The 11,272-nt window shown below is 67.9% G+C and carries 9 protein-coding genes and 2 pseudogenes; 4 read left to right on the top strand and 7 right to left on the bottom strand.

Going from position 1 to position 11,272, the window contains the following annotated elements:
* Positions 1-260: 260 nt before the first annotated feature.
* Positions 261-689, top strand: a complete 429-nt coding sequence (locus M2302_RS32610; RefSeq protein ID WP_280841633.1) for a nuclear transport factor 2 family protein — start codon at positions 261-263, stop codon at positions 687-689.
* Positions 690-974: 285 nt separating this feature from the next.
* On the opposite strand, the gene M2302_RS32605 is transcribed toward M2302_RS32610, so the two are convergent.
* The 4 genes from M2302_RS32605 to M2302_RS32590 form a co-directional block, all read right to left on the bottom strand.
* Positions 975-2,057, bottom strand: coding sequence for an FUSC family protein (locus M2302_RS32605; protein WP_280841632.1), 1,083 nt, complete (start codon positions 2,055-2,057; stop codon positions 975-977).
* A 314-nt stretch (positions 2,058-2,371) separates the two neighbouring features.
* Positions 2,372-3,154 carry a hypothetical protein gene (locus M2302_RS32600; RefSeq protein WP_280841631.1) on the bottom strand — a complete coding sequence of 261 codons (783 nt, stop codon included), beginning with the start codon at positions 3,152-3,154 and terminating at the stop codon, positions 2,372-2,374.
* 478 nt (positions 3,155-3,632) lie between these two features.
* The gene (locus M2302_RS32595) at positions 3,633-4,640 is read right to left on the bottom strand and encodes an ATP-dependent DNA ligase (protein ID WP_280841635.1); all 1,008 of its coding nucleotides are present in this window, start codon (positions 4,638-4,640) and stop codon (positions 3,633-3,635) included.
* 390 nt (positions 4,641-5,030) lie between these two features.
* Positions 5,031-5,777: an SDR family oxidoreductase gene (locus M2302_RS32590; protein ID WP_280841630.1), complete on the bottom strand. Its 747-nt coding sequence runs from the start codon at positions 5,775-5,777 to the stop codon at positions 5,031-5,033.
* Positions 5,778-5,995: 218 nt separating this feature from the next.
* On the opposite strand from M2302_RS32590, the pseudogene M2302_RS33240 reads away from it, so the two are divergent.
* Positions 5,996-6,255 (top strand): annotated as a pseudogene (locus M2302_RS33240) (tyrosine-type recombinase/integrase); the annotation flags it as partial.
* A 224-nt stretch (positions 6,256-6,479) separates the two neighbouring features.
* Here the strand turns inward: M2302_RS33240 and M2302_RS32580 are convergent.
* Together M2302_RS32580 and M2302_RS32575 are read right to left on the bottom strand one after the other, a co-directional pair.
* Positions 6,480-6,911: a hypothetical protein gene (locus tag M2302_RS32580; RefSeq protein ID WP_200216679.1), complete on the bottom strand. Its 432-nt coding sequence runs from the start codon at positions 6,909-6,911 to the stop codon at positions 6,480-6,482.
* A gap of 93 nt (positions 6,912-7,004) precedes the next feature.
* Complete coding sequence (locus M2302_RS32575; RefSeq protein ID WP_280841629.1) at positions 7,005-7,130, bottom strand: hypothetical protein; 126 nt, start codon at positions 7,128-7,130, stop codon at positions 7,005-7,007.
* A gap of 50 nt (positions 7,131-7,180) precedes the next feature.
* Between M2302_RS32575 and M2302_RS32570 the strand changes: the two are divergent.
* Positions 7,181-7,327, top strand: a pseudogene (locus tag M2302_RS32570) (site-specific integrase); the annotation flags it as partial.
* 778 nt (positions 7,328-8,105) lie between these two features.
* The gene (locus M2302_RS32565; protein ID WP_280841628.1) at positions 8,106-8,984 is read left to right on the top strand and encodes a hypothetical protein; all 879 of its coding nucleotides are present in this window, start codon (positions 8,106-8,108) and stop codon (positions 8,982-8,984) included.
* Between the two features lie 592 nt (positions 8,985-9,576).
* On the opposite strand, the gene M2302_RS32560 is transcribed toward M2302_RS32565, so the two are convergent.
* On the bottom strand, positions 9,577-11,272 hold a 1,696-nt coding region (locus M2302_RS32560), incomplete at its 5' end, for a WD40 repeat domain-containing protein (RefSeq protein WP_280841627.1).

The raw sequence follows: 11,272 nt of genomic DNA, 5'->3' as shown, positions 1-11,272 counted from the left end.
GTTATGTCCACAGCAGACAGACGATCACCCGGTGGCCGCACCTCGTCTACCCGGCCCCCACCAGCGACATCTCAAACGGCGGCTGCCGTACTAGCAAGGAATCACTCCCGCGGAAGCAGCGAACGCCACTGGACCGCGGCGGCGCGCGGTCCGCCGGGAGGGGCATCCGCCGGGTACGGCACCGGGTGGCTCCCGGCCGGTGGTAGCTTCCATATGCGCAGGCCAACACGCAGACCTCCGTTCGGACGGAAGGTTGGGCTATGGACGAGACCGTGGCGCGGGCGATGATCGAAGCCCACTTCGAGGCCTCCAACGTCAGCGCACCAGGCGGCGGGCCGGGCGACGACATCGCCCGCGCATCCGAGATCTACGCCGACGACGCGGTGCTGGAGTGGCCCCAGGGGGGCGAGCGCGTCCGCGGCAAGGCCAACATCACCGCCCTCAGGTCCAGCTACCCCGCGCGACAGGAGTTCCAGCTGCACCGGACCGTCGGCTGCGGGGATCTGTGGGTCAACGAGTACACCATCCGGTACGACGACCGGCCGATGATGGCCGTCGGGATCATGGAGTTCCGCGACGGCAAGGTCGTCCGCGAGCGGATCTACTTCGGAGAGCCCTGGGAGCCGCCGGCCTGGCGGGCACAGTGGGTCGAGCGGATCGAACCGGCGGCCGGCCAAGCATCCGCATGATCACCATGCGTATCCGACTTTGACTCACTCGTCTCAACACGGTCGCGGTCATAGTTGTGACGGGCATGCTGGCCGTCTCCGTGTACGCCGTCGCGTTCAACCGCTGACTCCGTCTGCTCGGCCGGAGGCGCGGCACCGTCCATGCTCGTACCCGGTAGTTGTCACCTCCGGGCGGCCAGCCCAACGGCCTCGGTCTGCGCGCGCGACCGACAGTTCATCTCTGCCTGCATCAACGGGCATGCCCTCGCTTCGGCAGGCGTCAGGACGACATCACAGGTTGCTTCATCAGCTCGCGTCGGCAGCCAACCCCGCCTGCTGATTCGCCTCTGCCTTCGGCACTCCGGATGCTTGAAGCACTTCGCTGATGGCAAGGCGCAGCCGCGAAGCGAGAACCCTCCCGCAGAACTCAACATCTTCGGCGCAGGCCTGGTTGGCTTTCTCGATGGCCTGTTGCGCCCGCGCGCGCGAACGTTCAGGCTCTCGGCCGGCGAGGAAATCGCGATGCAGCAGCCTCACCGCCTGGCCCAAGTGCTCGATCGACGCGGGAAGGCTGGCCGGTATCGGCTCACGTAGCCGTACCGTCGATACGACCCAATGCGCCAACTCGCGGCTGTTGGAGTAGGCGCATTGGAGGTGCTTGGAGGCGTGCTGGTACCTGCGCAGGACGCCCAATCGTCGCCACCGCCAAGGTGAGAGAACCGCGACCTCCCCCGCTGCAGCGACCATCTCGATTGTCTTGTTTCGTTCCATCTCTGCCACGGCCAAGCGCTGCGAGGCGCCCTCGGCCTGTTGAAGGTCACGCCGCTCCAACGCCTGAGCGACAGCCGTGAGCTCACGGGCGAAGATGTCCAGCGTCGGACCGGCAGCGCGATGTACGACGCGCACGGGGTTGGCCGGCAGGATCAGCAGCGCCACGGCGATGGCTGTCACCCCTCCGACCAGCCCGTTGACGGTCCGGGCCACAGCGAGATGCGATTGTTCCGCAGCCAGTGTTCCCAGCAGCAGGGCGGTACTTCCCGCATGCACCATGACGGCACCACCCCCGCGTATCACGGCTGCCGACGAGATCGCGAATGCCACGATCAGGCCGATCTGTACAGGTCCCGTCCCGATGACCTGGATGATCAACTCTCCGGTCAACACTCCAACGAACACGCCGGCGATGAGTTCCGCCGCTCGCCTGATCCGATTGCCAAGAGCCGCCGCGATCGTGCCGATCGCGGCGGCGGGTGCAAAAAGGGCCTGCGAGTTGTGCAGGAGGTCGTCTGCAATGAACCAGGACAGACCGGCCGCCACGCCCGCCTGGACCGCGACGATGAAATAGGTGCGGAGCCGCTCGTAAGCCTCCCGACTTTCTCGCCGCACCATCCCTGGCCGCACACCCCGATCCCGGCCGCGCACGTCTCACCTCCGAGGAGCACCGGAGGCGGGGTCACGTCTGCCGACACCGCTCGGAGTGGTAAGCGTCCCCCTGGCTGATGTCGTGGGCCGCCATGTGCTTCCAGCTTCGAGGGCACGGCCCCATTCTTCGGGATCTCAGCCCTCCTGTCCCGGCATCAACAAGACGGATCTGATACGGGCCGAGCAGCGGGTACAGCCAGTTGGCGACGCCATTGAGCGGTACGTGGGGCCGCTCCCACCGCGCACGCCCCTGCTGAGCCGTGGCAGACGTGCCGCCGGCCTCAGCGCGCGGCGCCGCCCGGTCGACCTGGGCCGCTCCCGGACCGCCGGTGACCGACGCGTGGAGCCCTTATCACCGGGGCGTTGCCAGACGCCGGGCGGAAATCCCGTGCCGCGCCGGCCACCATATCGTCGGGATCGCGGCCGAGGGCCTGCCGGATGTGCGGCGGGATGACCTCGGATGTTGCCATTGCCAGCCGGACCTGCACCGAACGGTCGTGAACCAGGCGTTCCAGATCCGCCTCGTCCAGCTGGACCGCGCGGACCAGCGCGGCACGGACGTCGACCACGGGGTCCTGGGCAAGCGCGCTGCGCTGGTCGGCGGTGGTCCGCGGGTTGCGGGCGACCCCCTTGCGGACGCGTGCGGTGCGATCGGCCATCAGGGCGGTGATCACGTCGGGGTCGTGGGTGTGGGTGGCGAGTCGTTCCCGTACCTCGGGTGAGACGTCGTCGATCAGCCTGGCGGCCAGTTCGGGCTCCAACTCCCGCATCTCCGCGAGGAGACCACGAAGCTCCTTGTCGGGTGCCTCCGACATCACCCGGCGAACCGACTCGTCGCAAGCCGGGTTGCCGGCTACCGCCCAGCGGACCCACCGGTCGGCGTCCTTGACGAGACGCAGGAGATTGGCGATCGAGGTCGAAGGGTTTCTCGCCACCGCCTCCCGGACCTCACGATCATGGTCCCGGGTCAGCGGTCGCAGTGCCTGCGCCGGTGCGTCGGTCCGAGCCGCGACCGCCTTACGGACCACGGCCGACGGGTCGGACGCCAGGTCGAAGAGGGTCATCTGAGGCGTTGCGGGGTCCTGCGCGAGGGCAAGCCGCGCGTCGACGCTGCCGCCGCTCGCACGGTGGGCGGTGGTATCTGACCCGCGGTGACCCTCGGGCCTGCCGACGTCCTGCTGCTTCCCCATGGGCGCAATCATGTCACGGGCAGACTGAGGCAATGCGAGCCTGACCAGCGCGTTGACGATGGTCGAAGCGTTGGGTTCCGGACCCGCAGGGGTCGAGGGATCCGCCGAGTCAGGGGATCCGCCGAGTCAAGGGATCCACGAGCATCGAGCACACCAATGCCTTGACCGACTCAATCGAGAAAAGAGGGCCTCCACAGGCTCTGACCTGCGGAAACCCTCTCGCTGTCGGGACTGCCGGATTCGAACCGACGACCCCTTGCCCCCCAGGACTTGGGTTGAACGTTTGCGCAGTGCTGCTCAAACCCGAGCGCCCCGGCGCCCTTCCTGCGACGGGATTTGAGCGGCGGTCGGATCAGGCGCTGCTCGCGTAGTCGGGGAACGGGTCCTCGCCTTCACCGAGCAGCAGCGGCACGTCGTACACCGAAAGGTCCGGCCTGGGGCGGGCGTACCGGACGCGGTGACGCCACCGGTGGTGCTCGAACGCCGTGTCAACCTCGATGTCTGCCACGACGCTCGGCTCGACCTGGACGTAGTGCAGCGGCTCGGGCCGGTCGAACTGGCCGGACCATGCGGCGGGTAGCGGCTCGGGCCAGGGGTGGGCAACAAGCCTGCGATCCGTCGGACGTGGCGGGGACAGCAGCGTTGCCAGCTCCAGGCGCTGGGGCGTGGCCAGCGGATGCGTGCGGCCGGTGTATCGCAGCCGACCGCGCCGGTCGAATCGGCCGATAAGAACGGTCTCGGGATTGCGGATGCTGCCGGTGACGCCGCCGATGATCGCCTCCGTGGTGGCCCGGACTCGGAACTTCGCCCATCCTCGTCGACCAGGCTCATAGCGGCTGTCGAGCCGCTTGATCACCACACCTTCCACACCCGCGGCCGTCCATCTGGTCAGCCATTCGCTGACCTCGGCGACGTCGGTGCTCTGCGGGGTGACCGCCAGCTGCGGCGGGGCGCCGGCGAGCAACCGGACCAGCCGGGACCTGCGCTCGACCAGAGGAGCATCGAGCACGGGCTCCCCACCAGCGTCCACGAGGAGGTCGAAGGTGACGTAGTAGGCCGGGTGCTCACGGGCGACGCGCAGCAGGCCCTGGCCGGCGGTGACCCGCCGCTGCAACTGGGCGAAGTTCGTCCGCCCGCCCTCCCAGACGACCAACTCCCCGTCGAGCACCACCCCGGGCGGCACGAAGGCCCGCACGGCCCGCGTGATGTCCGGGAAGTACGACGTCAGGTTCCGGCCGGCGCGCGACTGGAGGTAGACGTCGGAATCTCCACGGAAGGCCAACGCGCGCCACCCATCCCACTTCGGTTCATAGACCAGGTTCGGGCCCTCAAGCACCGCATCTACCGGTGCAGCGAGCATCGGGGCGACGGGCCTCCGCAGCACCGACCCACCCAGTGAGGTGTCCCAACGCCAGGCTGGACTCACCCCTTCTAGCCCCGTCCGCCCAGGCCAAGAGCGCCGCTCATATTCGCCCCTCCCCCGTCATCGTGGGGCAGCGGGAGCGGGTTTCGGGCGCAGATCAGGCACAACGAATGCATTGGACCTGTACATTACGAGTCGGTTTCAGACGCCACCTGCTGCGGTGATCCGCGATCGTCCGCCCTTGTCCTCCTCGGAAGCGTCAGCTACGCGGCCGTTACCCAAACCGGCTTCAAGGCACCGCCAGCAGACGGTTGACAGAAATAGGAGCGTCCACTTCGCCGGCAGCCGATGCGGCGTCGCGGAGTAGACCGGACGGTTGGAAATCACTCAGACGGCGGTACGTCCCCCGTCGACCGGCAGGACCGCGCCGTGGATGAAGCTCGCCCGGTCGCTGGCCAGGAAGGTGATCGCGGCGGCGATTTCCTCAGCAGAGCCGGGCCGTCCGGCCGGTCCGCCCTTGGCCAGTTGGTCGAGTGCATCGCCCATGGACGCGGTGCCCTCGGTACGGGTCGGTCCGGGGCCGACCGCGTTGACCCGTACGCCACTTGGCCCGTACTCGGCAGCCCAGGACTTCGTCAGCAGCACCATCGCGGCCTTGCTCGACCCGTACAAAGCCAGCCCCGCAGCGCCGAACTCGGCGAGCATCGTGGTCACATTGACGATCGCGCCCCGGCCGCGCCTGGCCATGTCGGGTGCGAGCTCCGCGACCAGGAAGTATGGCGCCTTGACATTGAGGGCGTACACCGAGTCGAACGTCTCCTCGCTGGTCTGCTCGGTAGGACCGAACGGGAAGACGCCAGCGCTGTTGATCAGTACATCCACCTGCCCGAGCTGCTCCTTGCCACGAACGGCCAGCGAGCGCGCGGCGGCCTCGTCGTGAAGATCGGTGGCCACGAACCAGGCCTGACCCCCGGCCGAACGAATTTCCTGCACCACGTCGTTGCCCCGGTTCTCGTCCCGACCGGACAAGACCACGTGCGCACCAAGCCGGGCCAACTCGATAGCCGCGGCCTTCCCGATGCCACTGGTTCCACCGGTCACCAAAGCCTTGGTACCCGAGAGTCCTGAGGTCATGATCTGCTCACCGTCCTGTTACGCGAACATCGACTTCGGTCGAGAAGATCCGTGCGGCACGCCCTGACCGTTTGTTCAAGGGACGGACAGCCGACAGACCCGTTTAGGCGATTAGGCAGACTTATGCGGCCATAAGGAAGATTTTTCCGTACCAGCTACCAGCAGGGGCGCGAACTGCCACACGAGAGGCAATCTGCGGGGTCCCGTCACCCTCGTTGGCCCTCGACCGGCACAACGTGCTCCGGCCTTCCGCCCCGTCGTCGCCAAAGCGGGCCTTGACCCGCGCGACTGGACTCCCCGCGAGCTGCGGCACAGCTTCGTGTCCCTGCTGTCCGACAACGGCAGGAGCCTTGAACAGATCGCTGACCTCTGCGGCCACTCCGGCACGACTGTCACCGAGAGCGTCTACCGGCACCAACTCCGGCCGGTGCTCCTGAGCGGCGCAGACGCCATGGACCGGATCTTCGACGCTGAGGCGCAGTCACTCAGTCAGTCACGCAAGGTACGACAAAAGGGCCGTCTCGAACTTCCGAGATGGCCCCTCACCTGTGTCGGGACGGCCGGGTTCGAACCGACGACCCCTTGACCCCCAGTAGTCCGGTGGCCCAGCGGCATGCTCACGGCACGTTTGCCCAGGTCGCTCGCAAGCGTCCGGAGGCTAAGCGATGCTTGCGAGCGGAAACCTCAGGAACATCGGGCTGGTCACCGCCACCGGGTTCCGGTGGCGCGTACGTAGTTCCGCCACACGTACCGCCACGGGGTGACGGCGAGGATGACGACAACCAGGGAGCAACTGACCACGGTCTCGGTCGTGGCCGCGTCGAGGTCACCGGTGATGGCTTGGGGGAGGGCGACCAGTGCGAGCCAGAAGAGCTTCCAGAGCGACTCGAAGAGCAGCACGGGAAGCAGCTTGACCGGGTAGCGCAGGCCGAGGAACGCCAAGAGGGACATGGCGGTCAACATGCAGAGCGTCACGCCCTCGTAGAGCGGCAGGGTGGCGACGTCGGGCAGGAGCGGCCACTTCACCAGGGCGAGTCCGACACCCATCAGGAGGTAGCCGGCGCGCATCAGGTGCAGGCGGGTCAGCGACAGATCGGGATGGATAGCGGGTGCGGCGGCAGTGATGGTAGCCATGGGATTCACTCCTGGTCGAGGCGGGATGGTGGCGGTCGCGCCCGAGGACGTGATCGGGGCGTGGGTCAGCCCCGTCGCGTGGACCCGGGCTGTCTATTGGTGTTGCTGTTCCTGGGAATCGGGGTCGCGCGCGGCGTCGATGGACGTGAGGGAGATGAGGGTTACGCCGAGGTCGCGGACCTTGGTGAGCAGGCCGTGCAGCTCGGCCTGGTCCCTCACGGCAGCGCGAAGTGTGGTGGTGCCGTCGTCCTCGCGGGTGAGGGCGAGGCCGCCGAACCAGGTCAGCGGTGGTCGACCTAGACGTCCATCCCCGGATCGCGATGGCGATCCTGAGACATGCGGGCTTTTCGATCACGATGGAGATCTACAGCCAGGTCTCGTCCAAGGCTACCCGCCAAGCCCTGCGGGAAATCGGCCGAGAGCCTCGATCAATGAGCCGTTGCTGTACTTCGCTGCTGTACAAGATCAGAAAAGGCCATCCGGAAGATTCCGAATGGCCTTTGACCTGCGTCGGGACGGCCGGATTCGAACCGACGACCCCTTGACCCCCAGGACATAGCGGAAGGCGTTCGCGCACGTCAGCCGCGATCTACCGGGCGGCGGGGCATCGGTTGGGGTGCGGTGCGTGGATGTTCCGGCGGGCCGTGTGGTCCCCAGGCGGTCCCCATGCAATCCAGCCGGGTCAGTACCACGGCGGGCCATGAACCGTTCTCTTCGTCCCGAACAAGGTCAAGTTGGGTTTGGAATATGGCCGTCTGGCTATTCGCGCTGGCCAGGGTGTTGGTGCTCGGCGGCCTGGCGAGGTGTGGGAAGCGTCTCTCTGCAAGATCCTCTCTCCGCTCTCTCCCAAACCGACGGGCCTGTACTCGTCTCCTACCGGTGCCGGCTTCCCGTCGCGCAGGCTTCGCCCGGCCGGGCCGCGCCCGCCTGGTCCAGGTGGAGCGCCCCACCGGACGTACGACCTGGACCAGGCGGGCGCGGTCTGGCTGCCTGTGGTGTGCGGCGGGTGCCCGTCGGTCGGCTGGCCTTCCCGGAGTCGCCCGGGTTCAAGGGCGGGTAGCCCTTGCCGCCGGAGGCGGGATCCGGGTCGTAGGGCCGGAGGCCCTACCCGCCGGAGGCAAATCGATCCGAGCCTGCGCGGGCGTAGGCCGTAGGCTAGCTCGAACCCCGACGAAGCTGTCCAGGAGAGAGCTAGTGAACGAGAGCAGCCCCTTCCAGCGTCTGGATAAGCGTTTGGCTGGATCACCCCTCGACGAGACCAACTACGAGGGTGTTCCTACCTGGCTCACCAAATCACTCCGCAGCTGGATCGCGAGCGAACTGCAGCACCGTAGGGACTTTGATGGCTACCGCCTGGCCGAGCGATTGTGCCTGCGGCTGCGGCTGGACCCTTACACGAACACGTCGTTTCCGGAACGGGTCATTCACCATACGCTGGACGAAGATCTCTTGGTCGTCGTTGATGCGATCCTTCAGCTTCATCCGTGCTGGAAAGCGACCGGCATAGTTGCGCGTGAGTTCGTGGAGCGACTGTTCCTTCTCGACTCGATGCTGCTTGACGGTGCATCGGCCCTTCGGGTCGACTTCGACGGTCGCTGTCTAGTTCGACGCCTCGACTCGACAGCGGAGGCGGCGGCACGTTCGGCAATCAGTGCGGCTTCCCCGAGCGCAGCAGATCACTTGGCTGTCGCTTGGGTAGCGACGTATGGGTTGGCACCTGATCCGGACAAGGCCTTCAGTGAGGCGATCAGAGCTGTGGAAGAGGTAGCCTGCCCCCTCGTAGAGCAGCGCAAGGCGGAGAAGAGCCTGGCCACGCTCGGCACGGTGCTGGGTGAGCTTAAGGGCAATGCACACGACAAATGGGAGCTGTCGCTGCCCGACAAGAGTGGGCAGTCGCGGGGCGTGACTGAGTTGGTAGGCATGATGGAGGTGCTGTGGCAGGGGCAGGTCTCCCGCCATGGCGGAGGCCAGAAGTCGAGGCGTCAGCAGCAGGACGAGGCCGAGGCGGCAGTCAACCTCGCGGTCCTGCTGGTGCACTGGCTGTCAACTGGTGTCCTGCGCCGAAAGGCCTGAGTAGCTCATGTAGACCCTAAGCCCTCGGTTCGCCATCCTCGGCGTTCCGAGGGCTTCGACGTGTCCAGCCGCAGGTAGCGCCCCGCCGGGGTCGTCGCGCCGTGAGCGAAGCGGCAAGGCGCGACGTGCCCCGAGCGGGGCGCGAGCGGCCCGTCAGGGCCGCCTTGAAGACGTATGGAAAGTTCTCACCGGCTAGAACTCAGGCAGAATTACTTGGTCGGGACCGAGGGGATCGACCGAGTAGCGAGGGGCCACGCGGTGCTGAATCGCGCTCTTCTACATCAAGGCGGCCCGCAAGCGGGCCGCGCCGGCCGCGCTCGGCCTGCTGGCGGCGCGAGCGCCGGCATCGGCCGGCGCGCCGGCCCATTAGGGGCATGCCTCCGGCGGGGGCCAGACGACGCCGAGATGGATTGCCGAACGGTTGCGGTGGGTCGTTGGTTGAGGTGGGATGCATCCCGCCAGCCACCGACCCAGGCAAGCCGAGCAGACCAGGGCCAGGGTGGTGTGGGTCGGCGGCAGGCAGTGATGGCTGGGGCAGGGAACGCGGTGGTTGTTGCGCTGAGGCGTGGCAGTGCGGCCGGGCTGACCCGGTTCAGCCCTTGTCGAATGTGGTCGTCCATGTCAGGACGCACGCGTCGTTGCCGGCGGTGACGAGCAGGGTGGTGCCGTCCGGTCCGGTCCACGTCCCTACCGCGTACACGGCGTCGGTGTGGCCGTGGAGTTCGCCGGCGGGCCGGAGGGTGTAGGGGTTCCACAGTCGCACCACCCGGTCGTTGCCGGCGGTGACGAGCAGGGTGGTGCCGTCCGGTCGGGTCCAGGTCCCTACCGTGTTCACGGCGCCGGTGTGGCCGTGGAGTTCGCCGGCGGGCCGGAGGGTGTAGGGGTTCCACAGTCGCACCACCCGGTCGTTGCCGGCGGTGACGAGCAGGGTGATGCCGTCCGGTCGGGTCCAGGTCCCTACCGTGTTCACGGCGCCGGTGTCACCGTGGAGTTCGCCGGCGGGCCGGAGGGTGTGGGGGTCCCACAGTCGCACCACCTGGTCCTTGCCGGCGGTGACGAGCAGGGTGGGGCCGTCCGGTCGGGTCCAGGTCCCCACCGCGTACACACTGCCGGTGTGGCCGTGGAGTTCGCCAGCGAGCCGGAGGGTGTGGGGGTTCCACAGTCGCACCACCTGGTCGTTGCCGGCGGTGACGAGCAGGGTGGGGCCGTCTGGTCGGGTCCAGGTCCCCACCGCGCTGACGAAGCCGGTGTGGCCATGGAGTTCGCCGGCGAAGTGCAGCGTGTGGGGGTCCCACAGTCGCACCACCTGGTCGTTGCCGGCGGTGACGAGCAGGGTGCTGCCGTCCGGTCCGGTCCAGGTCCCCATCGCCTTCACGGCGTCTGTGTCACTCTGGAGTTGGCCGGCGGGCCGGAGGGTGTGGGGATCCCACAGTCGCACCACCTCGTCGTCGCCGGCGGTGACGAGCAGCGTGGTGCCGTCCGGTCGGGTCCAGGTCCCCACCGCGCTGACGAAGCCGGTGTGGCCGTGGAGTTGTTCGCCGGCGAAGTACAGCGTGTGGGGGTGCCATAGTCGCACCACCTGGTCGTCGCCGGCGGTGACGAGCAGGGTGCTGCCGTCCGGTCCGGTCCACGTCCCCACCGCGTACACGATTCCGGTGTGGCCGTGGAGTTCGCCGGCGAGCCGGAGGGTGTGGGGATCCCACAGTCGCACCACCTCGTCGTCGCCGGCGGTGACGAGCAGGGTGGTGCCGTCCGGTCGGGTCCAGGTCCCCACCGCGTTCACGGCGTCGGTGTGGCCGTGGAGTTCGCTAACGGGCCTGAGCGTGTGGGGGTCCCACAGTCGCACCAGCTCGTCGTCGCCGGCGGTGACGAGCAGGGTGGTGCCGTCCGGTCGGGTCCAGGTCCCCACCGCGTACACGATGCCGGTGTCACCGTGGAGTTCGCCGGCGGGCCGGAGGGTGTGGGGGTCCCACAGTCGCACCACCTGGTCCTTGCCGGCGGTGACGAGCACGGTGGTGCCGTCCGGTCGGGTCCAGGTCCCCACCGCGTACACACTGCCGGTGTGGCCGTGGAGTTCGCCGGCGAGCCGGAGGGTGTGGGGGTTCCACAGTCGCACTACCTCGTCGTCGCCGGCGGTGACGAGCAGGGTGATGCCGTCCGGTCGGGTCCAGGTCCCCATCGCGTGCACGGCGTCGGTGTGGCCATGGAGTTCGCCGGCGAAGTGCAGCGTGTGGGGGTCCCACAGTCGCACCACCTCGTCGTCGCCGGCGGTAACGAGCAGCGTGGTG

This window comes from Micromonospora sp. A200 (assembly GCF_029893845.1).
Lineage (GTDB): Bacteria > Actinomycetota > Actinomycetes > Mycobacteriales > Micromonosporaceae > Micromonospora > Micromonospora purpureochromogenes.
Note: the sequence above shows the minus strand (reverse complement) of the source record. Positions and strands in the feature narration are given on the sequence as shown.

Bases quoted from the DNA above. Each gene is read 5' to 3' on its own strand.
- M2302_RS32595 (WP_280841635.1), bottom strand. From the start codon at position 4,640: ATGCTCGCTGCACCGGTAGATGCGGTGCTTGAGGGCCCGAACCTGGTC.
- M2302_RS32590 (WP_280841630.1), bottom strand. From the start codon at position 5,777: ATGACCTCAGGACTCTCGGGTACCAAGGCTTTGGTGACCGGTGGAACC.
- M2302_RS32605 (WP_280841632.1), bottom strand. From the start codon at position 2,057: ATGGTGCGGCGAGAAAGTCGGGAGGCTTACGAGCGGCTCCGCACCTAT.
- M2302_RS32580 (WP_200216679.1), bottom strand. From the start codon at position 6,911: ATGGCTACCATCACTGCCGCCGCACCCGCTATCCATCCCGATCTGTCG.
- M2302_RS32610 (WP_280841633.1), top strand. From the start codon at position 261: ATGGACGAGACCGTGGCGCGGGCGATGATCGAAGCCCACTTCGAGGCC.
- M2302_RS32600 (WP_280841631.1), bottom strand. From the start codon at position 3,154: ATGACCCTCTTCGACCTGGCGTCCGACCCGTCGGCCGTGGTCCGTAAG.